Here is a 21767-nt window from a genome sequence, read left to right as displayed (position 1 = left end):
GGCGACTGGTGATAAAGCCGTAGCCACCTTGATCTCATATTGAAACACTCATTTACGTCGTGAATTTTGGTTTGCTATCCCTAAAAAATTAGAAACTTAAGCTACTTGCACTTTCAGGCTTAATGGCAGCTACTATGGGTTTAACAGCTTGTGATAGCAACAAAGAAAACGCTGTTGAAGATGTAAACGACGCTCAAGAAGAGCTACAAGACGCACAAGTAGAGCTTGACCAAGCTGCTGCTGAAGGCGAAACTGTTGGTGCTGAGCAAGAAGTTGTTGCTGACGCTCAAGACGCTGCTGCTGAAGCTGAAGTTGCTGCTGCTACTGGTGATGCTGAAGCTGCTGAAGAAGCTAACAACATCGATACTGACGCTGCTGCTAACGAAGCAATGGCTGAAGGCGAAGCTGCTGCTGACGCTACTACTGAAGCTGCTGCTCAGTAATCTAGCTATAGAAAACCTATTGTCTAGTAAATTTACTAACAATAGTACAAAAAAAGAGAGCCTTTTGGCTCTCTTTTTTTATTTCTACAATGAGTTAATTAAAGTGCGGCTGATTAATTGATGGCCATAAAAAAACCAATGACTGATAAAGAGTACTTCTATCCGACTCTTACTCTATCATTGGCTTATTTTGATTTTTAATGTCTAGGCTAAGCTTCAGACTGAAGCTGATAATCCTCTACTTGGCGGCATAGCTTTTGACCCGCTTTAAAAGTAACCACGCGACGAGCGGAAATTTGCACTTCCTCACCTGTCTTAGGATTGCGTCCTGGTCGGCTTTTTTTATCTTTTAAAATAAAATTGCCAAAGCCAGAAAGCTTAACATCTCTGCCCTCGACTAAATTATCATAAATCTCATCAAAGAATGAATCTACTAACAGCCTTCCCTGCTGTCTTGTAAAACCAAATTTGCCAACCAAATGATCAATAATATCCGCCTTGGTTAACGTCTGTGTTTCTGAGTTTTTTACTGTCATTACGGCTTCCTTATCGTGTAAAACTCTTGAAATGGTCTATAGAGACCGAGAATTATTATAATACAAACGCCTTTTAAGCTTCCTACTCGCCAGGCCTTCTCCTAATGCGTCACTTAACTTCAACGCAAAATTTAGGAAGGAGGCACTCCCCCTCCTAAAATAAGTTAACCGCTAATTTATAGGGTTAACTGTATTTCAATATTAAACACTACTTTTTAAATCAAAGACGGGCTGTTAGCTGTCTCTTAACTGTGCCCCATGTTGACTTTGTAAGGCATCAATGACACGCTGCATAGCTTGATTGACAACTTCATCAGACAAGGTCTGAGTAGCATCTTGCCAAATTAAAGCAAAGGCTACTGAGCGCACGCCTTCTGGAGTGTGCTCACCTTGATAAACGTCAAATAACCAATGCTGCTGTAACAGCTCACCACCCGCTTCACGAATGGTTTGCGATAAAGCCTGACGCGGGATCTCTGCGTCAACCAGTAAAGCAATATCACGACGCACCTGTGGGAACTTAGAGGGGCTGACAATATTTTGAGTCGCTCTAGCCTCTTCCAAGATAGGCGCTAAGGCCAATTGAGCCACCCAAGTCGTAGGTATGTCAAGCTTTTGTGCCACGGTAGGGTGTAATTGACCCAACCAGCCTACTACTTCGCCATCAATCAGTAACTCAGCACTTTGGCCGGGGTGTAAGAATGCCATCTCACTGCGCTGATAGCTTATGCGTGACTCTTCTAAAGTTGCCGGTAATAACTGCTCCACATCACGCTTTAAATCAAAGAAATCCATAGCACGATTACTGTGTGCCTGCTCTGGATTAATCTCTCCTGTAGCCACAATCGCTAGGCTTGGGGTTTGTACCAACTCATCTATGATAGCCCCCACGAAACTTAGACCCGTTTCAAAGAAGCGGACGCGAGGCTGCTGACGATTCAGGTTGTACTGAACACAGGGAATTAAGCTTGATAACAACGTACGGCGCATAACTGCCAAATCAGCTGAAATAGGATTGGCCAAGGCTAACACATTGCCTAGCTTAGCATCGTCTAAGGCCTTTTCCATTTTTTCATCGCTAAAACTAAAGCTGATGGCTTCCATATAACCGGCATCCACCATGGCTAGCTTTAAGCGGTGGGTTAAGTCTGCGCTATCATCGTAACGCATATCAACGCCCAAGTTGGGCAAAATGCTTGGAATATTATCATAACCGTAGATACGCGCAATTTCTTCAATCAAATCTTCTTTGATTTCAATATCGAAACGATGACTTGGTGGCAAACAACTTAGTACCGTTACGCCATCTTGTTGCTGCTCTTCTACTTCAATCTCAAGCTTGGTCAATATTTCAATAATACGCTGTTTTTCAATCTCTATGCCAATTACTTCTGACACTTTATGCAGAGGTAGCTTAACCGCGGCTCTTTTTGGCAGCTTATCAAGATTTTCAACCACAGTAATATTACCTGCTTTGCCGCTGGCCACACTGCTAATCAAATTAACCGCACGATTTAAAGCCTGCCTAGGCAGCTCAAAATCCACCCCACGCTCAAAACGTTGTGAGGCATCGGTATGCAGTCCAAAGCGGCGGGCACGGCCGGCTATGGCCAACTGATCAAAGAAGGCACTTTCTAACACGATATTGGTAGTGCTGTCGGTGACACTGCTGCGCATGCCGCCCATGATGCCGGCTAATGCCAATGCCCCTTCGTCATCGGCAATCACCAACTCATCGCCTTTGAAAGTAATGGTTTGTTCGTTTAGCAGCTCAAGGGTTTCGCCTTCTTTAGCAAGACGAACCTGAATACTCCCCACCAGTTTATCAGCATCAAAGGCATGTAATGGCTGACCCAACTCTAACAGTACATAGTTGGTCACATCCACTAAGAAGTTATGTAAGCGCTGACCACTTTGTAGTAAAGCTTTTTGCATCCAATCTGGCGTTTCAATACTGCGATCAATGTCCAAAACAGGCTGGACTAAATAACGAGGACAAGCTTCAACAGCATCAATGGTTACCGCTTGTGTCGCCTCCACTTCGCCTTGCTGCTCACTGATCTCTGGCGCTGTGACTGGTAGGCCATTAATGACGCCTATTTCACGAGCAATACCGCGCACGCTAAAACAGTCGCCTCGGTTAGGGGTGATAGAGATGTCTAACACTTTATTGTCTAATCCGAGATACTCACGGATATCAACGCCAATAGGAGCATCTTCTGGCAGCTCTAGTAGGCCATCTACAACATCTGGTAAATCAATCTCTGAGGCGCCGCATAGCATGCCTTGTGACTCTACACCACGCAGCTTGCTCTTCTTAATTTTAAAGCCTTTGCCATCTTCCGTAGGTAGCTTAGCGCCGATAGTTGCCACTGGAGCACGCATACCGACTTTAACGTTGGGCGCACCACAAACAATTTGTAACGGTGCATCAGCATTGATATTTACTTGAGTCACTCTTAGCTTATCTGCGTCTGGATGCGGCTCAACACTGATTACCTCGCCCACTACAACGCCACTAAACTCTGCAGCGACGGCTTCAATATCATCAATTTCAAGGCCAGCCATAGTCAGTTGATCGGCTAGAGCTTGCGTATCATTATTGGGGTTTACCCACTCGCGTAACCATTGTTCGCTAATTTTCATAGAATTCTCAAAAGGCTGTCAAATTATTATGTCTGTTATTGGTAGAGTATGATTGAATAATAACGGTTTTAGCTTATCCAAACTGGCGTAAAAATCGCACATCGTTTTGGAAGAACAAACGCAAATCATCAATACCATAATAAAGCATGGCAAAACGCTCGATACCCATACCGAAGGCAAAGCCGGTGTATTTTTCAGAGTCGATACCACAGTTGGTCAATACTTTAGGATGCACCATACCGCAGCCCATCACCTCAAGCCATTTACCATTATCTGCTAGGATATCTACTTCTGCTGATGGCTCGGTGAAGGGGAAGAATGAGGGACGGAAACGCACTGTTAACTGCTTGCCGAAGAAGGCTTCCAAAAACTCATTAATCAGCCCTTTTAGCTCTGCAAAAGTGGTGTGCTCAGTCACCATCAATCCTTCTAGCTGATGGAACATGGGAGAGTGAGTCTGATCCGAGTCACAACGGTAAACACGGCCCGGGCAGATAATACGAATTGGTGGCTCACCCGCTTCCATGGTACGAATCTGTACCGGACTGGTATGCGTACGTAATAAATAATGGGCATCAAAATAGAAGGTGTCATGCATAGCACGTGCAGGGTGATGCGACGGGATATTTAACGCCTCAAAGTTATAGTAATCACTTTCAACTTCAGGACCCGTTGCCACGTTAAAGCCGGCTTGCATGAAAAATTGCTGCATGCGCTGAGCCGTCATAGTCACTGGATGCAATTGACCTTTTTGTTGGCCACGAGCTGGCAAGGTAATATCCACACGTTCTGCTTCAAGCTTGGCGTTAAGCGCCGCCTCTTCTAATACTTGTTGCTGCGCATTTAGGGTATCAGTGATCTGAGTTCGGACTTGATGCAACCAGCCTCCTAGCGTTTTTCTGCTATCAGCATCAAGTTTACCCATTTGCTTCGACCAGCCGGTTAAAGCACTTTTTTTACCGGTAAGTGTCACTCGCATTTGCTGTAAATCTGTACCATTAACAATCTCGCCAATGGCAGACTTAGCGGCTTCAGCATAGCCTTGCAATTCGGCTTCGGTTAACTCGCTTAGTACCTCAGATAAGCTCGGTAAGCTGGCTGTCAGCTCAGCTAACCTGCGCTTATTGCTAGCAGCAGTATCTGGGGCATTTGAGGTAGAATCAGTTGATGAAACGTCAGATTGAGTCATGTAAGCATTCTCAGAGTTTGTTAGCTAGTGGCAGCCTTAATAAAGCGTCAGGCACCTAGATTTTAAGGATAGCAAAGTCGGGGCTGCAACTTAAGCGTTTGTATAATAGTTATAAATGTTTAGTTGCAGTAATTGTAAGCAAATAAAACAAAAAAAGCCATCATATGCGATGGCTTCTTTTATAACGATAATAACTACTTAGGCTTGGTTTTAATAATTAAGCCAAGGCAGCTTTTGCTTTTTCAGTCAATGCAGTGAAGGCAGCAGCATCATGCATAGCGATGTCAGCTAGAACGCGACGATCGATTTCGATGTTTGCTTTTTTCAGACCATTGATGAAACGGCTATAGCTTAAACCATTTAAACGTGCACCAGCGTTGATACGAGCGATCCATAGACGACGGAAAGTACGTTTTTTGTTGCGACGGTCACGGTAAGCATACTGACCAGCTTTAGTTACTGCTTGTACCGCTACACGATAAACTCTTGAACGAGCGCCGTAATAACCTTTAGCGCGCTTTAAGATTTTTTTGTGACGACGGTTTGCTTGAACACCACGTTTTACACGGGCCATAAAATACTCCTAATAAATTGATTTGCCTGAACTTATACTGTTAATACATTAAATAAAATAAAGTATAAGAACGTTAGAAATTAAGTGGGTTTATAAATAAGGGCACATACGGCGAACCGCAGCTACATCAGCAACATGTACCAGTTTCGTACCACGTAATTGGCGAATACGTTTAGGAGACTTTTTGGTCAGAATGTGACGTTTGAACGCTTGTTTGCGCTTGAAGCCATTAGCAGTTTTTTTGAAACGCTTGGCAGCGCCACGCTTAGTTTTCATTTTAACTTTCATAAGAACCTCTTATTCTTTGTTGCTAGTCTATGCCATTATCTGAGACAGATAACTGCTGACTTAACAGCCAAGGGAAAACCTGTTCGTCAGTGGGATTATCTTACTTTATAAATAGCAATTAAGTGCTAGTTATAAAGAGGATTCCAACACTGCCTTGAGGTGGGAAGCGCGCATTATATCAGATACAAAGCTTTTAACCAACTAAATTCACTGCCTTTAGGCGGCTTTTGGGGCTTATAATTAAAAATATTGTCTACCTACTCCCTCGCAGTGCCAATTTTTATTGTTTTTTGTCTTTTATCAGTCAAATCAGGGCTTACTATATAATGCCGACTGGAGGATAAACCTATATACTAAAGCTAGATGCTAAAAGACTTTATAATAACAAGCCTACTCTCCTCTAAAGTCTAGAGGAATCTTTATTTGATTTACACTGTAAAACCTAATATTTAGATGTTTAGTTTTAACTGATTAATAGGGTGCTGCCTCATGTCCAACCCCAACAAACCAATGACTGATACTAGTGTTAATCCCCATAACGTTGACCCCAATAACCACAACAAGAATGCCAGCTGGTTAGATGAGATTAGCTATACCGCAGAGGGGCTAATCCCCGCGATTGCTCAAGATAAGAGCACCGGTGAAATCTTAATGATGGCGTGGATGAACCGTGAGTCTTTACAGCTTACTGCTCAGACCAAAACGGCGGTCTACTTTTCACGCTCACGCGGTAAATTATGGCACAAGGGAGAAACATCAGGGCATACCCAAATTGTGCACGACATTCATCTGGACTGTGATGCAGATGTGATTGTATTGTCTGTGACTCAAATTGGTGATATCGCTTGTCATACTGGCCGCAAATCCTGTTTCTATCGTAAGCTGGATTTAACCTCATCCTCACCCAGCTGGGAGACTGTAGCCCCTGTTATTAAAGACCCTAATGAGATTTATGGCACTACTGCCTCTGAGGCATCGAATGCTATAATGGCCACAGATAATAGGGATATCAGCCAACCTACAGAAGCGGTAGCCTCTATTGAAGCCAGTACCGTGCTACAACACCTAGATGCTGTGATGGCGGAACGCAAACAGGCCGATGCCAAAAGCTCTTATGTCGCTAGCCTGTACGCCAAAGGTCTTAATAAAATTTTAGAAAAAGTGGGCGAAGAAGCGGTTGAAACTATCATCGCCGCTAAAGATTTGGCCTTTGCTAGCAATACTACAGAAGCGGTGGTCAACACAGAGGATGATCTAGCTGAGGAGCACTCAGCCTTAACCGATGATCTTATTTATGAGATAGCCGATGTCTGGTTCCATACAATTGTCACATTAGCTTGGTTTAATATACGGTCTGATCGCGTTTTAGTAGAATTGGCAAGACGCTTTGGACTGTCTGGTATAGATGAGAAAAACAGCCGTACTCAATAGGGAGTCTGGTGGGTCTATTTAGTTGTATATATCTATTGATATCTCTAAGGGTAGACAGCACCAACTTGAATCATAAACCGTTGAAAAGTTTTTATAAATTAATGAGTTAAATAAAAGGACACTATCATGAGCCTATCTCCAATGCAGTTATTAATTATTCTAGGCATTGCTCTACTAATCTTCGGCACCTCAAAACTAAAAAATGCCGGAAAAGATTTAGGCGGCGCCGTAAAAGGCTTTAAAGATGCGGTAAAAGATGAAGAAGAGGCCCATGCCAAAGCCAAAAACCAGCCAAAAGTTATTGATCACGACGCTTCTGAAAACACAGAAGTAAAAGTAACTGTAGAAAAAACCAAGGCTGAAGATACTCATCAATCTTAGTGGCTATTACAGAGTTCTGGGCGACTAAATACAGTGACAGGATATTAAGCGGTTATGTTTAACTTCAGTTTTTATGAGCTTATGGTGTTTGGCATCATTGCGCTCATCGTTTTGGGTCCCGAAAAGTTACCGCAGGCGGTGCGTACGGTAGGTACTTATTATTCTAAGTTCCGCCGGACCATAGGCACTTTGAAGGCTGAGATGGAAGCTGAACTGGATTTGGCAGAAACCCGGCAGTTAATGCAACAAGAGTTGGCTAAAATCCGTGAGTCAGAAGCTGAGATGCAAAAAGAGATGGCTCAGCTGCGTGGCAGTATTCAAGAATTTGAGCAACAACAAAATTCTCAGTTGAAACAATTGCAATCGGGCAAGCCTACGGGCAACACTGGAGAAAAAGAGTGGGTGCATCCTGTTGCTAATGCCAATCCAAATACTGATAGCGATACCAATTACGCTTATGGCTCTGTGAACAGCCCTGACTCATCAAAAGCAGATACCTCTGTTGCAGCGCAACCTGTTGAACCTTCTGCACCGCAAATGACCCGCCCTTGGGAAAACATGTGGTTTTTACTGGGAGACTACGACCGAGTGAGACGCTTGCCGCCACCCCCTTTTCTACCCAACTATACCGCCAACCCGTTGTTATACAATACACAAGTAACATCAACAGAAACAGACACTGGCTCAGCTAAGCCGACTGAGGTCAGACCATGAGTTTATTCAAAAAAAAGAAGCAGCGCTTCGCCTCTACAGACAAAGAGTCGGTAACCGATCATGAGACCAAGAGCTCCTCTGATACAACTGCTAATGAAGACGATTTAGCAGACATGCCCCTTACCGAGCATTTGGTCGAGTTGAGAGCGCATCTGATTAAAATCATGGTGGTGGTTTCGGTTATTTTCTTAGGCTTGGTGGGTTTTTCGCGTGAGCTCTACGATATTATCTCTGAGCCCCTAGTAGAGATATTACCCACAGCTTCTACCATGATTGCCATCGATCCAGTGGCCAACTTCATGGCGCCTATTCGGCTGACGCTGCTTACCTCAGTCTTTTTTGCGATGCCTTTTATCCTGTATCAGATTTGGGCTTTTGTTGCTCCAGGCTTATATAAGCACGAAAAACGAATAGCCATACCTATTCTACTCTCCTCAATCGTCTTGTTTTATACCGGTGTGGCCTTTGCCTACTTCATTGTGCTAAAACGAGCACTTAGCTTTTTGATTGCCTTTTCTCCCTCAAATATCGTCCCTATGACCGATATTGAGAGTTATCTTAGCTTCGTGACCAAGCTATTGATGCTGTTTGGAATTACCTTTGAGATTCCTGTGGTGGTTCTAATCTTAGTCGTTACTGGCATTGTGTCCGTCGCCACATTGGCTGATAAAAGACGCTACGTAATAGTGGCTTGTTTTGCGGCTGCGGGGGTTATGTCACCTCCTGATGTGCCTTCTATGTTTTTACTGGCCATTCCCATGATTTTATTATTTGAGATTGGCTTATTATTGGCCCGTATCTTGGTAAAAGAGAAAAAAGCCGCTCTCACTGATGAAGAACAATGATGGCCAAAGATAAAATCCAATTACTGCCAATTACTGCCAATTACTGATCAGTCTCTGCTAAATACACCGTTTAAATTTTCAGCCCCTTTAATCTGCTATAATAATCTTCGACTCCTTGCGACTAACTCGGAGTCGTGATTAGTCACCCAGCATCTAGCCAAGCTTTGGCTCCTATATCTTTTTTTTATCGCTCTATTTGAAGGCTTTATAGCCTTTTAAATAGACAACAAACCGCCAGTTCATCAATGAGCTTTGCCAGCTACCATTGCTTCGTCAATGGTTTTTTTAGCCCTCTTTTTTTTATCTATAGGTAATAATATGTCTGTAACTGCTTTATCGTCAGCACCCATGCCAGCCTATATGAGTGACCCGACCGATGAGCAGTTGGCTGCTTTAAACATGGCCATGGATGGTAAGTCTTTTAAAATAGTGGCCTATGCCGGTGCCGGTAAAACCACCACGCTAAAACTTATCGCTGAACGTCTGCGCGGTCGTGGCTTATATTTGGCTTTTAACAAAGGCATTGCCAATGAAGCCAAACAAAAGTTTCCTGGTCACATAGACTGTCGTACCTTTCACTCTTTGGCCTACCGCCACGTATCTCGGGATATTACCGCTAAGCTTTCACTACCGCGTTTTTCACCCAAACGTTTGGGCGATGATCTAGGGCTACGTACTGTCCAAGTACGCCGTCAAATGGAAGGCAAAACTACCTATGTCAATTTAACTCCTGCCCGCCAAGCTCGGTTCGTCAGTGATGCCGTTAGCAACTTTTGTAGCACCCATGCCAGCCATCCAGCGCCGCGCCACTTAATCTTCCCCAGTTGGATATCGGCTGCTGACGAAGAGCAACTGCGTGAGATACTTTATCCTGCTGTAGAGAGACGTTGGGAACAATCGATAGATCCTAGACACCCTGCAGGCATTGGACATGATATTTATCTGAAGCTATGGGCGCTGTCAAAGCCCATTATTCCAGCTGATTTTATTTTATTTGATGAGGCCCAAGATGCCGACCCGTTAATGATGGGGATCTTAACTCAGCAGTCGCGTCAGGTCATCTATGTTGGTGACGCTCATCAGCAAATTTATGAGTGGCGCGGGGCAATCAATGCCATGAAAAAACTGCCTTTACCGCAGACCCTACTTACTCAGTCTTTCCGTTTCGGTGAAGACATCGCCGATGTTGCCAATTTATTTTTAACAGCGCTACAAGAAGAGGTGCCCTTAAGAGGTAATCCCAATAAGACCTCTAGTACCGACAAGATAACAACGCATGGTAAAAAAGACGCTATTTTATGTCGTACCAACACCGCGGCGATGGCACAACTTTTGTCGGGACTAAAGAACGGCCATAAAGTGGCGTTACAAGCTGACGCCGATAGAATGCTCAAATTCTGTAAAGCCGCGGAGAGTTTGAAAGCAGGCAAATCGGCTTACGGGGTGCCAGAGCTTGCTTATTTTTATAACTGGGGTGATGTTCAAGATTACGCGGAGACCAATGAAGGTAGCGATCTTAAAACGCTAGTAAAGCTGGTTGATGATCATGGTACGGAGGTGTTGTCACAAGCGGTGAATAGCCTGACTGATGTGCGCGATGCCGACTATGTTATCTCTACCGCCCATAAAGCCAAAGGTCTCGAATGGGACCGGGTACAACTTGATGATGACTTCTATTATGACGTTACCACCCATGGGATAAAGATTAGCCCTGAAGAGCTACGCCTACTTTATGTGGCCTGTACCCGAGCCAAAGACAACCTTGATATTCACAATATTAGGGACTTAATCTCCGGTTTTAAATCGGGTAAAAAAGTCATTTACGGGACTTAGTCGTTATCCCCTATCCTGTCCCAAATCATGAGGTGGTGGCTGTCCTACTACAGATAAGCTATCATGCCCCCTTTATTTCTGCGTCTGTGTAATCGCCATGTCCTTTTCCGCCCAATTCTTCTCAAATCCTGTGCGTCTGTTGGCTCCTATGGAAGGACTCACTGACCCGCTAATGCGTCAGATCCTAACCCAAATTGCGAGCGACTTAGGCCGGCCCTACGATTGGTCTGTTAGCGAATTTATTCGTATTACCCATCATGTGTTACCAGAGCATGTCTTTTATCGCTATGTGCCTGAATTAAAAAATAACAGCCGTACCAAAAGTGGCACCCCGATTCATATTCAGCTGTTGGGTAGTAATGCGAAGTTAATGGGAGAAAACGCTCTGGTGGCAGCTGAGTTAGGAGCACCGGCGATAGACATTAACTTTGGTTGCCCCGCTAAGACTGTTAACAATCACCGTGGCGGAAGCGTCCTACTCGATGAGCCTCATCTAATGCGCGATATTATCTCGGCGGTACGCGCCAAAACACCGAGCCATATCCCAGTTTCAGCAAAAATACGTTTGGGCTATACCGATACCAGTAATCTTCAAGACATTAAAAGTGCCATTGCCGACAGTGGCGCCGACTGGCTGACGATCCACGCCCGTACTAAGACTCAAGGCTATAAACCTCCGGCTTATTGGGAAAAAATTGTCAGCTTTACAGAGCTTAATATACCGGTGATTGCCAATGGCGAAATCTGGAATCATGACCATGCCCTGCGTTGTGCCACTCAATCCAATACCGCCCACCTTATGTTAGGTCGGGGGGCCGTGACCCGACCAGACTTGGTGGCCCAAATTGATAATCCAGATATCACGCTACCGTGGCAGGCGCTAATTACGCATCAAATTGCCTTTCTTCAAGGCGAAGCCAAAAACGATTTGGCATTAATTGGTCGTTATAAACAGTGGCTAGGCATGCTCAGTAAAGGCTATGTAGAAGCCAAAGAGTTGTGGGAAGACATTAAAAGGGTACGCGATAAACAAAGCATTATGGATAAGCTTCAAGCACAAATGGGGTAACTTTGGCCTTCAAATTATACTTGTAATCCATTCGCCACAAAAAAGGAGCTTGATACCAATCGAGCTCCTTTTTTTAACTTGATCTACGGCTTATTAAGACCTTCAACCTGTCTAGGTTTTAGAAAGCCATTTTTACTGCCAAGTAAAACAGCATAAAACAACAAGCCATCGATAAGGTCCAAGTGATAGAGCGTAAAGTTGGTAGGTTGACGATATAGGCAATGGCATAAATTAGACGTAGAGCCACATACATCACAGCCAGGTAGTTCACCACAATCTGGGGCACGAAAAACAACATGGCAACGATCACTGAGGCCAAGAATACGGGCAAACTCTCAAAGCTGTTTTGCTGAGCGGCGTTAGCACGCGCTGCTCTACCGGTAAACTTAGCAACCACCTCACGCGGATGACTGTTGTCAGCCATACCAAACCCACCCAGCGCCTTAGCCAACATGGCCAGCAAAAAAGGGAGGGCACTGGCAATCATCATCGTCCAAATAGCCACATTTGCCGTGTCTGGTATTAAGGCAAAGAACCAACTCATCATATCTTCCTTAGGTTTCGACTGCTCATTTACTGCCTATTTAATTTATTAGTTAGCTATTAGGTTTGCCCTAAGAGCTATGCCCTGAGATTAACTGGCAATCACTTCAAAGCTATGCGTAACATGTACCCCACCGTCTGCTAACATTTTGCTGGCTGAACAGTATTTGTCCGCAGACAATGCCACTGCTTTTTCTACTTGTTTTTCTTTAACATCATTACCAGTCACCACAAAGTGCAAATGAATGTCGGTATATACCGCGGGTACCGTATCGGCGCGAACCGCGGATAACTCACAGCGCACATCTTGTATATCTTGACGGCTCTTTTGCAAAATACCGACCACATCATAGCTGGCACAACCACCCAAACCCAATAAAACAAGCTCCATAGGACTTGCACCGGCAACTTTATTGGCATCAATATCAACGGTCTTACCCGATGGTGCAGTGCCAATAAAGTGTTTGTCCTCTTTCCAAGTCACGTCGCCTTGTAGTGGCATAGATTTTGGATCTAATCTTGGGGTGTCATTACTCATGATGCAGTCCTATTTATCTGTCTTAAGTTGTTATATTTTTATAATAAAGCGGCTTAGTAGCCAAAATAAAGGTAATCGTACCATGCTATGGGTGGGATGCAAATATGCTTCACGTAATCGTTGTCTTCAGTTTAGCTTATCGGCTATCTATCTCTAGCTTACTTACTTTTAAAACAAAAAGGCTGAATAGTCATAGCTATTCAGCCTCGATTTTATTTCATAGCAATCTACTACATCAAATCAGAGAACACTATTTAATTAGCTCGATAAATACGCTGGTGAGTTCATCTTTATCACCCGAAGCATATGACACGCCGGCATTGCCTAAGAATGATTTAAACTGACGAGACAAGCCAAGGCTAGCCCCAAAGCTGTCATCATCAAGGCTGGCTTTTGGTGCTGTAAATGACATATCAGATAAGGTATTTACCCGTGCTGTGACTTCTTTATGATTGTCATCCAACTGCTTTTGATAATGAACATCGCCAAAGACATTTAACGTGTTGCTCAACTGGCTACTGGCTTTGACCCCCAACGTCCCATAAATAGTATTGTATTTCTGCTTATCGAACTGCATGGCAAGCGGATCGTTCGAGGTGCCTTCTTTGATCGCATCGAGCTTAACTCGGTTGGCCGTAGCGCCTAGATAGGGAGTTATGGTGGTATTGGCAAACTGAGTCAGGTCGTTTAGCGCCATCGGATAGCCCGCTTGCAACGACGCATAGTAGCGGCTGCCATCGACATCTGAATTGTAGTTCTCAGTATAGTTATCTAGGCTTACTTTACGGTTTAGTTCCATATCGATAGTGCTATAACCTAACGCGCCATTCAACTGCACCTTGCCTAAATTACGGCTATGATACAAGCCTAACCCCAGCTCATCAAAATCAACCTTATCCAATCCACTACGCTTACTACTATCTAGTTCTGATCGACTTAGATTGGCATAAACCCCGGTCATCGCATTTGGTAAGCTGCTATGAGTAAAATCCAGTCCCATTAATAGCTGTGCATTACCACTACTCTCAAATCCAGCCACATCTAGGGCATTGATATTTACGGATATCCACCCTTCTGGGCTCATGCTTTGAGTGCTATGATTTTGGTTTTGACGCTGATTGATGTGGGTTTGCAAGCGCTCGTTGGTGGCTAAGCCCGACTGAGTAGCAATATGAGGTAACACGCTCACCTGACCGGGTGCGGTGACTACCGCATTGGCATAATCGGCAATCATGCGGTGCGCACGTCCTGTGGGATGAATGCTATCAGCAAAGAAGTAACTGTTTTCCGCTCCTTCTTTTATGTCATCTCTGCCGCACTCTAGTGAACTGACCGAGCCACAAGCTGTCTCATTCATATTGCTAAAGCCGTAAGCCGATGGGTTTTTTGCAACTTTTTGCAATAAGCTAAAAGTGTCTAACGGAATAACATTGGCTCCCGTGCTTTTTACCCCTTCATATAAGGCATCATTGTATTGAGCAGACATCCCAGTACCAAAAGCTTGTAGGCTCTGCCCTGCTGCCGCAAGGTAGGGTGTTAATCCAACATCAGGGATATTAGGTGCTAAAATATATTTAGCCCCGTTGGTATGTAGCTTGTTGATAACGGCCACTTGGTCCTGTACAGCTTCAGAGATGATCGTATCTTTGCTTGGTAAATCCTTTACTACTGCCAATAGGTCATTGGCTCCAATCCAAACTGAATATAGCCCGTTAGAATCTACCGTATTATTTTCTAAATAGTTATCTAGCTGAGTTTTTGTAGAAGCAACAGGCAACCCTTCTCTTTGAACATCTTTTCCTGCTCGTGCTCCCCCAATGGCATAGTTGTTGCCCGTTCGACTACCATCTATGGTATTAGCAGTGGAAGTTAGACCTAGACTCTCTGCGAATGGCGTGGCCCAAGTATTATCAGGATTGGTTGTAAATTGACCAGACTCTTCTTTATCCAATACCGGTTTAAAGTAACCTCCATCGGTCAAGCTATCCCCAAAAAAGGTGACACTACTATAATCACTGGCATGTGCAACACCCATACCAGATAAAGTAATGGCTAATATCGCTTTTGATAAGGTTTTTACGGCAGGCAATTGAACTCTTTTTGCAGAGCAATTAGACGTGGGTTTATATGTAGACATCTCGACTTCCTTGTCGTTAATTAACGGTTAATTGTTTACTAAATGAATCACATAATAATAGTGAACAAGTGTACACAAAAATCCTAATATAGGCAATAAATTCGGCGTTTATTTGGCAATACCTACCCATATTATAGCAGTTGAAACACCGCGACTATTCTTTAATTCTCCTCTTATTCCATGTCTACTCTATGCAAAGATACTATATTGATTTCATTGAAATTTATAACTTATATATCAATTTCATTGTTAAAAACTGCTAATTGCTAGATTGCAACCTTCTAGCGAGGCTGTGAAACATTTTATATCAAAATATAGTTACCATTTAACGTCAAATACTGATTTAATATAGGCAATGATTTATCAGTTTGTCTGATTTCTGTTAAGCCGAGGCAATTAAAACGATAACAGATAGCCAGAGTTAATTTTGAAACAGAAAACTGATGGTATTTCAACATTTTTAAATTAAGGTTTTCGTCATGATTGATGCAGACGGCTTTAGAGCCAATGTCGGTATCATCTTGGCAAATACACAAGGACAAGTACTATGGGCGAAACGAGTTGGTCATGATTCTTGGCAGTTTCCGCAAGGCGGTATCGATGAGGGAGAAACCCCTCTAGATGCCATGTACCGAGAGCTGTGGGAGGAGGTAGGCTTATATCCTCGACACGTTAAGCTTTTGGCGGCGACTGACAACTGGCTAAGGTATCGCTTACCCAAACGTTACATACGTCATGGGCAGCATCCTTTGTGTATTGGGCAAAAACAAAAGTGGTTTTTGCTGCAGCTAGATGAGCCGAATACTGAACATATCCGCTTTGACACCGCGAAGCCAGAATTTGACCATTGGGAATGGGTAAGCTACTGGTATCCGCTAGGTCAAGTGGTTCATTTTAAGCGAGGCGTGTATCGCCGTGCACTGCGAGAGCTGGCACGTGAGTTACCGCTAAAAAAAGAGCTGATTTTACCTGAGACCACCAACCATCTTTTACAGGTTTAATGGCCAACAGCTGAATCCTTTAAGTCTCTTTTGCTTAATTTGATTACTATTTATTTTACTTTTTTACTAAAAGAGGCCTGTATCTATTGATATGGGCCTCTTTTTTTATGCTATGAGTTACTGGATAGACTATTAACCCTCATGCTATACAGCATATTCTCGACTTTGCAGACTAAGTAGTGGTAAACGCTTATCTTGTTGAGTGGAGTCGGCTACTAAATTTAAAGTCAAAACACTCTGAGTCCTGGTGCCATAATTCGGCAACTCTGGAGTATCAATACAAATCGAAGATAAGGCTTGCTCTAAAGCAGGGGGCATACCGGTATCGGGCAGCTGCTCATCAGGGGCTTGCAGCGTATCGGTTAGTACGTTCCACGCTGCAGGTAGCCAATAATCCTTGTCCCCCTGATGAAACTCTAAGCTTTCACTGATTAAAGGTAGCACTTCTTGGCGTACTCGGCCCCGCAAACGCTCAGATTTAAACCAAGCATCATCCGGTTGACCATTGGAGATAATATGTAGTCCACTGTGCAGTGGCGTGGGCGGATAGCCCCGGTTGTTGACCAACACTGCTTGTTTATCATCGCCGACAATTAAATTGAAGCCCGCATAAGCCTGCAAATCCACTTGCCGAGCATAGGCCAAAGGCGATAAATCACTACTCAAAAAGTCGGTAACCAGCTCCCCTCGAGAACGCTGATCCGGGGCAGCTTGCACCCCATCTCGAAAATTCAATACCGCCGCCCAACGTCCATTTTGACTAAACTGTTTACTTGAAGCTAATGGTTGCTGATGAATGCCGAGCCAAGTACCACCACTTTGATCATCACGACCAGCATAAATAGGTAAATCAAACCATTGGTGTGCCGATGTGGTGGGCCGCTGCAAAAACTCATCGCGGTTAGACAAGATCACTAAGGGCAGCTCATCAAACAACTGCCAGGCAATGGCGGCAATACACATAGGTTTTCCTTAATAGGCATAGAGAGGATAGTATTAGTCTTTATATTATGGGGCAGTCTCATTGATTTATCCATCTGATAACTGATTATGACCCGTGTGAATGAGGGCTTTTTTACATGAGAGATTGGCTTATTTTTCACCCCACTCAAATACACTGCACAGTTAATGTCTTAATGGTCTATTTTTGCTATTATGACAGCCATAATATAATCAGGTAGACCTTGCTCATGATGATTCATCCTCAATTCGACCCTGTCGCTTTTTCACTTGGCCCCCTTCAAGTGCACTGGTACGGTTTTATGTACCTGCTCGCCTTTGTCGCCGCCTATGGACTGGCTTGGTACCGCAGTACCAAGCGTGAAGGCTGGAGCACAGAGATGGTTTCCGACCTAGTATTTTTTGGGGCCTTGGGTGTCATTTTGGGTGGCCGCATTGGTTACGTCCTTTTATATCAATTTAGCGAGCTGCTTGAAAACCCAATGTATCTGTTCAGAGTATGGGAAGGAGGCATGTCTTTCCATGGTGGTTTTATAGGCGTTGCCCTAGCCATGATTTACTTTGCGAAAAAATACAAAAAACCGATCTTTAATGTTTTAGACTTTATTGTGCCTTGTGTGCCTACAGGCTTACTATTTGGTCGAATTGGCAACTATATCAACGGCGAGCTTTGGGGCCGTGTCTCAGACGGGGGCTACAACTGGCTAACCTATTTCCCTCAAGCGGTAAATTTTGATGCTGCACTAATTGCCACCAACCCTGCACTACAGTCTTTAATGACAGATGTGAACGGTAATTACCTGCTTCCCCGTCACCCCTCACAGCTGTATGAGGCCTTTGCAGAAGGCTTATTAACCTTCATATTAGTATGGTGGTTTTCTTCCAAACCCCATCCACGCATGGCGGTTACGGCGTTATTTATGCTGTGTTATGGATTGAGCCGCTTTACCATCGAGTTTTTCCGTCAGCCTGATGAAGGCTATGCCCTGATTTTTGGTTGGATGAGTAAAGGCCAACTTTATACCCTGCCCATGATTATTATTGGCGCTGTATTAATGGTTCTGGCCTATCGTCGTCAGCAATACGACTGGGGCAAATACGCCACTCACTCTTAATTTACCTTTTGATGATTTGACAGTATGACTATGATAACTAGCAAAAATGAAGCCGCCTATCTTGATTTAATCCGCTACGTGCGTGACCATGGTACCGAAAAAGGGGACCGCACTGGCACCGGCACTCTTAGTCATTTTGGCGCCCAGTTGCGTTTTGACCTACAAGAGGGCTTTCCGCTATTAACTACCAAAAAAGTTCATATGAAATCAATTACTTACGAGTTATTTTGGTTTTTAAAAGGCGATACCCATGTGAAGTACTTACAAGATCATAATGTCCGTATTTGGAATGAGTGGTCAACTGCTGAACAAACCGCTCGCTTTGGTCGTCCTGAAGGAGAGCTTGGTCCAATTTATGGTCATCAGTGGCGCAACTATGGCGCCACTAAGGCTGAAGATGGCAGCTATAATCAAGATGGTATCGATCAAATTAGCGAAGTTATTGAGCAAATCAAAACCAACCCAAACTCTCGCCGTTTGATTGTTTCGGGCTGGAACCCTGCGGAGGCCACGCAAGTTGCCCTGCCCCCTTGTCACACCCTATTCCAGTTCTTCGTAGCAGATGGCAAGCTGTCTTGTCAGCTATATCAGCGTTCAGCCGACTTATTTTTAGGCGTACCGTTTAATATTGCCAGCTATGCTTTATTAACTCACATGATTGCCCAAGTTTGTGATTTAGAAGTGGGCGAATTTATTTGGACTGGCGGCGACTGTCACTTATATCAAAACCATATTGAACAGGTAAACGAGCAGCTGTCTCGAGAAGCTTATGAGCTACCCAGCTTATGGTTAAACCCTGAAATCAAAGATATTTTTGATTTTACCTTTGATGACATTCGAGTAGAGAACTATAAATCGCATCCAGCTATTAAAGCGCCAGTAGCGGTATAAACTAACAGCTCCATTGCCCTAAGCGATCTATAAAAATAATAATTTATTATTGATTAAGGACCTTTTTATGAGCTATGCCCATACTCAAGTTGCCCAAATCGCTGCCATTAGCAGCAACCGTTGTATCGGTAAAGGTAACGACTTACCTTGGCATATTCCCAACGATTTAAAGCACTTCAAAGCCATGACGACTGCCGAGACCGATACTTATGTCGACACTGGCCTAAAAGGTATCGTCATTATGGGCCGTAAAACCTTTGAATCTATGGGATCAAAACCGCTACCAAAACGCGTGAACTTTATCATCACTACTCAATTAGATTATGCGAAAAAAAAGGGCTTGGAAGGTCTTGAAGATGTGCATGTGGTCCATAATTTGGATGATGCCTTGACCCATGCTGCCAATGTCGCTCATGGTTTAAAGTTTGAAACCATTTGGGTTATCGGCGGCGAAAGAGTGTTTAAAAACGCGTTAATATTTACTGACCGTATCGAGTTGACCGTGGTGGATACTATCATTGAAGAGGGAGATGCTTTTTATCCAGAAATACCAGATAACTTTGAGCTAACCGAAGAGTCAGAGCCCTTCACTGATGAAAATAGCGGCTTAAGCTATAAGTTTGTGACCTATATGCACAAAAAAGATTAGTTTGAAGCTTAACCTAGTTTAGGTAAATAAAGGTTATATGGCATAAAACTCATCAACTTAAGCCTGCTGCTTTTAGCGGGCTTTTTTATTCTCATTCTCCTGCTATTATGACTAAGATGTAGACCCTTTCGTCACAATACTGTGTTATCCCAAAAGAGCAGCCCTATGTTAATAAAGACCTTAAAAATAATTTTGCTTTTTATTGTCAGCTTAATTGCTCTGTTGAGTCTTGTGGCAATCCTTACTTATAAAAGTTTGCCTGACAATACGGATCGCACTGTATCTCATTATTTACCAGTTGACCCTAATACAACTTTGGCCCAAAAGTTTCTGCCCTCGATGCAGCAACACCCTGGGCTTAGTGGTATCTATCTGCTCGATGATAGCCACAAGGCTTTTTTGGCCCGATTGTCATTAGCGGCTTCAGCCCAAAAGACCTTAGACGTCCAATATTATATTTGGCATGATGACACCACAGGCCACCTATTGATGCAAAGCTTATATCAAGCTGCTGAGCGCGGCGTCCGTGTTCGCCTGTTACTCGATGATAATAATACTGGCGGCATGGATGATTTGCTTGCCAGCGTTAATGCACACCCCAATATTGAGATACGCTTATTCAACCCCTTTATGCAGCGTACTTTTCGTCCTTTGGGCTACTTAAGTGACTTTTTTCGGTTAAATCGTCGTATGCACAATAAGTCGTTTACTGCCGATGGGCTGGTGACAGTAACTGGGGGTCGTAACGTAGGTGATGAGTACTTTGGTTTTGGTAGTGGTGTATTATTTGCAGACTTAGATATGACTGCAATAGGCCCAGCCGCCAAGGATGTGGAACAAGACTTTGACCGCTACTGGGCCAGTGAGTCTTCTTATCCGCTACAAAGTATTGTAAAGCATATCCCTTCCGACCCTTTCGATACCACCCCTGCAAAAGATAGAGAAACGCAAATTTTCTTAGAAGAATTGGGAGAATCGAATTTCGTTAAGCAATTGCATGACGGATCACTGCCCCTAATTTGGACTGAGGTAGATCTTATCAGTGATGATCCGGCCAAGGTATTACAGAAATCAAAGGAAGCGGACTCGGTACTGGCGCATATTGTGCCCTTAATGCAAGACACCAAAGAAGAGCTGCTGATTATCTCTCCTTATTTTGTCCCGGCCAAACAAGGATCCGCTTTATTTCGTCGTTTGGCCAACGAAGGTAAAGAGGTCGCTGTACTGACCAACTCTCTAGCCGCTACCGACGTAGTCCCAGTACACGCAGGTTATGCCAAATACCGTAAACCCTTACTGCTTGCCGGTATCTCCCTATACGAGCTGAAGCCTCAGGCGACGGTCGTTACCAAAAACCATGGCGGTATCATCAAAAGTAGTGGTGCCAGCTTACACGCCAAAACTTTTATTATTGATAATAAAACGCTATTTGTTGGGTCTTTTAATATGGATCCTCGTTCAGCAGCGTTAAATACCGAAATGGGGTTTGTTTTTGACAGTGAAGAGATGGCCCGTTATCTGGCAGACAACATGAAACAAAAACAAATGGAATACAGTTATAAGGTGAGTAAAACCTCGAAAGGTAAACTGCACTGGGAGACCCTTGAAGACCATCAAATAGTTGAATTTGACGATGAACCGCATAGCACAGTCTGGGCTCGTATTGGGGTATGGATATGCTCTTTATTGCCAATCGAATGGTTACTGTAGCCCTTTAAGTTCTATATTGACTCATCTCAATAGGTATCAAATCAATAAGTGTGAAAAAATATCAACTAAATACTCGCAGACTAATATAACAACCTAAAAAAGCCGCCCATAATGTAATGCCAGTCAGTTAAGGCAAAAACTCAATAAAAGTAATAAAATAGCCCATCTAATAAGTAGATGGGCTATTTTACTATGAGACTACAAGACGCTATTAATGAGACGCATAAAAGGATTCCAGACACCCTAGAACAATTTAGTGAATTAATAGATCCTG

General features: G+C 43.7%; 21 protein-coding genes. 12 read left to right on the top strand and 9 right to left on the bottom strand.

The window, feature by feature from the left end; all coding sequences use genetic code 11:
• The first annotated feature begins 134 nt into the window (after positions 1–134).
• Positions 135–443 carry a hypothetical protein gene (locus A1019T_RS06030; RefSeq protein WP_244156554.1) on the top strand — a complete coding sequence of 103 codons (309 nt, stop codon included), beginning with the start codon at positions 135–137 and terminating at the stop codon, positions 441–443.
• A 209-nt stretch (positions 444–652) separates the two neighbouring features.
• On the opposite strand, the gene A1019T_RS06025 is transcribed toward A1019T_RS06030, so the two are convergent.
• The 5 genes from A1019T_RS06025 to rpmI form a co-directional block, all read right to left on the bottom strand.
• Complete coding sequence (locus A1019T_RS06025) at positions 653–979, bottom strand: integration host factor subunit alpha (protein ID WP_077450868.1); 327 nt, start codon at positions 977–979, stop codon at positions 653–655.
• A 234-nt stretch (positions 980–1213) separates the two neighbouring features.
• Positions 1214–3625, bottom strand: coding sequence for a phenylalanine--tRNA ligase subunit beta (gene pheT, locus A1019T_RS06020; protein WP_077450867.1), 2412 nt, complete (start codon positions 3623–3625; stop codon positions 1214–1216).
• Positions 3626–3698: 73 nt separating this feature from the next.
• Positions 3699–4814 carry a phenylalanine--tRNA ligase subunit alpha gene (gene pheS / locus A1019T_RS06015; protein ID WP_244156553.1) on the bottom strand — a complete coding sequence of 372 codons (1116 nt, stop codon included), beginning with the start codon at positions 4812–4814 and terminating at the stop codon, positions 3699–3701.
• A 217-nt stretch (positions 4815–5031) separates the two neighbouring features.
• Complete coding sequence (gene rplT / locus A1019T_RS06010; protein WP_007394884.1) at positions 5032–5388, bottom strand: 50S ribosomal protein L20; 357 nt, start codon at positions 5386–5388, stop codon at positions 5032–5034.
• A 90-nt stretch (positions 5389–5478) separates the two neighbouring features.
• The gene (rpmI, locus tag A1019T_RS06005) at positions 5479–5676 is read right to left on the bottom strand and encodes a 50S ribosomal protein L35 (RefSeq protein WP_007394883.1); all 198 of its coding nucleotides are present in this window, start codon (positions 5674–5676) and stop codon (positions 5479–5481) included.
• 489 nt (positions 5677–6165) lie between these two features.
• Here rpmI and hisIE point away from each other — a divergent pair, with 489 nt between their 5' ends.
• The 6 genes from hisIE to A1019T_RS05975 all read left to right on the top strand — a co-directional run bounded on the left by hisIE (position 6166) and on the right by A1019T_RS05975 (position 11949).
• Positions 6166–7107, top strand: coding sequence for a bifunctional phosphoribosyl-AMP cyclohydrolase/phosphoribosyl-ATP diphosphatase HisIE (gene hisIE, locus A1019T_RS06000; RefSeq protein ID WP_077450866.1), 942 nt, complete (start codon positions 6166–6168; stop codon positions 7105–7107).
• 126 nt (positions 7108–7233) lie between these two features.
• Entirely contained in the window at positions 7234–7488 is a 255-nt protein-coding gene (tatA, locus tag A1019T_RS05995) for a twin-arginine translocase TatA/TatE family subunit (protein ID WP_077450865.1), read from the top strand.
• 54 nt (positions 7489–7542) lie between these two features.
• Positions 7543–8202 carry a Sec-independent protein translocase protein TatB gene (gene tatB / locus A1019T_RS05990; RefSeq protein WP_077450864.1) on the top strand — a complete coding sequence of 220 codons (660 nt, stop codon included), beginning with the start codon at positions 7543–7545 and terminating at the stop codon, positions 8200–8202.
• Positions 8199–9047, top strand: coding sequence for a twin-arginine translocase subunit TatC (gene tatC, locus A1019T_RS05985; protein ID WP_077450863.1), 849 nt, complete (start codon positions 8199–8201; stop codon positions 9045–9047). Before tatB ends, tatC begins: the two co-directional genes overlap by 4 nt.
• A 318-nt stretch (positions 9048–9365) precedes the next feature.
• Positions 9366–10880, top strand: a complete 1515-nt coding sequence (locus A1019T_RS05980; RefSeq protein WP_077450862.1) for a UvrD-helicase domain-containing protein — start codon at positions 9366–9368, stop codon at positions 10878–10880.
• Positions 10881–10977: 97 nt separating this feature from the next.
• On the top strand, positions 10978–11949 hold the full coding sequence (locus A1019T_RS05975; RefSeq protein ID WP_077450861.1) for a tRNA dihydrouridine synthase: 972 nt from the start codon (positions 10978–10980) through the stop codon (positions 11947–11949).
• Between the two features lie 118 nt (positions 11950–12067).
• Here the strand turns inward: A1019T_RS05975 and A1019T_RS05970 are convergent, their stop codons facing one another.
• The 3 genes from A1019T_RS05970 to A1019T_RS05960 all read right to left on the bottom strand — a co-directional run bounded on the left by A1019T_RS05970 (position 12068) and on the right by A1019T_RS05960 (position 15167).
• A complete protein-coding gene (locus A1019T_RS05970; RefSeq protein WP_077450860.1) occupies positions 12068–12493 on the bottom strand; it encodes an MAPEG family protein in 426 nt (141 codons plus the stop codon).
• A 90-nt stretch (positions 12494–12583) separates the two neighbouring features.
• A complete protein-coding gene (locus tag A1019T_RS05965) occupies positions 12584–12994 on the bottom strand; it encodes an OsmC family protein (protein ID WP_425271934.1) in 411 nt (136 codons plus the stop codon).
• 286 nt (positions 12995–13280) lie between these two features.
• Positions 13281–15167, bottom strand: a complete 1887-nt coding sequence (locus A1019T_RS05960; protein ID WP_077450858.1) for an autotransporter domain-containing protein — start codon at positions 15165–15167, stop codon at positions 13281–13283.
• A 479-nt stretch (positions 15168–15646) separates the two neighbouring features.
• Here A1019T_RS05960 and A1019T_RS05955 point away from each other — a divergent pair, with 479 nt between their 5' ends.
• A complete protein-coding gene (locus A1019T_RS05955; protein ID WP_077448780.1) occupies positions 15647–16168 on the top strand; it encodes an RNA pyrophosphohydrolase in 522 nt (173 codons plus the stop codon).
• Between the two features lie 144 nt (positions 16169–16312).
• Here the strand turns inward: A1019T_RS05955 and A1019T_RS05950 are convergent, their stop codons facing one another.
• Positions 16313–17131, bottom strand: a complete 819-nt coding sequence (locus A1019T_RS05950) for an NRDE family protein (RefSeq protein ID WP_077450857.1) — start codon at positions 17129–17131, stop codon at positions 16313–16315.
• Between the two features lie 227 nt (positions 17132–17358).
• Here A1019T_RS05950 and lgt point away from each other — a divergent pair, with 227 nt between their 5' ends.
• From lgt to A1019T_RS05930, 4 genes are all read left to right on the top strand, one after another.
• Positions 17359–18243, top strand: a complete 885-nt coding sequence (lgt, locus tag A1019T_RS05945) for a prolipoprotein diacylglyceryl transferase (protein WP_077450856.1) — start codon at positions 17359–17361, stop codon at positions 18241–18243.
• A gap of 30 nt (positions 18244–18273) precedes the next feature.
• Positions 18274–19134, top strand: a complete 861-nt coding sequence (locus tag A1019T_RS05940) for a thymidylate synthase (RefSeq protein ID WP_208608043.1) — start codon at positions 18274–18276, stop codon at positions 19132–19134.
• Positions 19135–19201: 67 nt separating this feature from the next.
• Positions 19202–19783: a dihydrofolate reductase gene (locus tag A1019T_RS05935; protein WP_077450854.1), complete on the top strand. Its 582-nt coding sequence runs from the start codon at positions 19202–19204 to the stop codon at positions 19781–19783.
• A gap of 165 nt (positions 19784–19948) precedes the next feature.
• Positions 19949–21493, top strand: coding sequence for a phospholipase D family protein (locus A1019T_RS05930; RefSeq protein WP_077450853.1), 1545 nt, complete (start codon positions 19949–19951; stop codon positions 21491–21493).
• The last annotated feature ends 274 nt before the right edge of the window (positions 21494–21767 follow it).

This window comes from Psychrobacter piechaudii, from assembly GCF_900162825.1.
In the GTDB taxonomy this organism is placed as follows: Bacteria; Pseudomonadota; Gammaproteobacteria; order Pseudomonadales; family Moraxellaceae; genus Psychrobacter; species Psychrobacter piechaudii.
The sequence above is the reverse complement of the archived record's forward strand: the minus strand, read 5'-3'. Positions and strand labels throughout refer to the sequence as shown.

Excerpts from the sequence above, each read along its gene's own strand:
- A1019T_RS06030 (WP_244156554.1), top strand. The coding sequence starts at position 135 with ATGGGTTTAACAGCTTGTGATAGCAACAAAGAAAACGCTGTTGAAGAT.
- A1019T_RS06025 (WP_077450868.1), bottom strand. The coding sequence starts at position 979 with ATGACAGTAAAAAACTCAGAAACACAGACGTTAACCAAGGCGGATATT.
- pheT (WP_077450867.1), bottom strand. The coding sequence starts at position 3,625 with ATGAAAATTAGCGAACAATGGTTACGCGAGTGGGTAAACCCCAATAAT.
- pheS (WP_244156553.1), bottom strand. The coding sequence starts at position 4,814 with ATGACTCAATCTGACGTTTCATCAACTGATTCTACCTCAAATGCCCCA.
- rplT (WP_007394884.1), bottom strand. The coding sequence starts at position 5,388 with ATGGCCCGTGTAAAACGTGGTGTTCAAGCAAACCGTCGTCACAAAAAA.
- rpmI (WP_007394883.1), bottom strand. The coding sequence starts at position 5,676 with ATGAAAGTTAAAATGAAAACTAAGCGTGGCGCTGCCAAGCGTTTCAAA.
- hisIE (WP_077450866.1), top strand. The coding sequence starts at position 6,166 with ATGTCCAACCCCAACAAACCAATGACTGATACTAGTGTTAATCCCCAT.
- tatA (WP_077450865.1), top strand. The coding sequence starts at position 7,234 with ATGAGCCTATCTCCAATGCAGTTATTAATTATTCTAGGCATTGCTCTA.
- tatB (WP_077450864.1), top strand. The coding sequence starts at position 7,543 with ATGTTTAACTTCAGTTTTTATGAGCTTATGGTGTTTGGCATCATTGCG.
- tatC (WP_077450863.1), top strand. The coding sequence starts at position 8,199 with ATGAGTTTATTCAAAAAAAAGAAGCAGCGCTTCGCCTCTACAGACAAA.
- A1019T_RS05980 (WP_077450862.1), top strand. The coding sequence starts at position 9,366 with ATGTCTGTAACTGCTTTATCGTCAGCACCCATGCCAGCCTATATGAGT.
- A1019T_RS05975 (WP_077450861.1), top strand. The coding sequence starts at position 10,978 with ATGTCCTTTTCCGCCCAATTCTTCTCAAATCCTGTGCGTCTGTTGGCT.
- A1019T_RS05970 (WP_077450860.1), bottom strand. The coding sequence starts at position 12,493 with ATGAGTTGGTTCTTTGCCTTAATACCAGACACGGCAAATGTGGCTATT.
- A1019T_RS05965 (WP_425271934.1), bottom strand. The coding sequence starts at position 12,994 with ATGCCACTACAAGGCGACGTGACTTGGAAAGAGGACAAACACTTTATT.
- A1019T_RS05960 (WP_077450858.1), bottom strand. The coding sequence starts at position 15,167 with ATGTCTACATATAAACCCACGTCTAATTGCTCTGCAAAAAGAGTTCAA.
- A1019T_RS05955 (WP_077448780.1), top strand. The coding sequence starts at position 15,647 with ATGATTGATGCAGACGGCTTTAGAGCCAATGTCGGTATCATCTTGGCA.
- A1019T_RS05950 (WP_077450857.1), bottom strand. The coding sequence starts at position 17,131 with ATGTGTATTGCCGCCATTGCCTGGCAGTTGTTTGATGAGCTGCCCTTA.
- lgt (WP_077450856.1), top strand. The coding sequence starts at position 17,359 with ATGATGATTCATCCTCAATTCGACCCTGTCGCTTTTTCACTTGGCCCC.
- A1019T_RS05940 (WP_208608043.1), top strand. The coding sequence starts at position 18,274 with ATGATAACTAGCAAAAATGAAGCCGCCTATCTTGATTTAATCCGCTAC.
- A1019T_RS05935 (WP_077450854.1), top strand. The coding sequence starts at position 19,202 with ATGAGCTATGCCCATACTCAAGTTGCCCAAATCGCTGCCATTAGCAGC.
- A1019T_RS05930 (WP_077450853.1), top strand. The coding sequence starts at position 19,949 with ATGTTAATAAAGACCTTAAAAATAATTTTGCTTTTTATTGTCAGCTTA.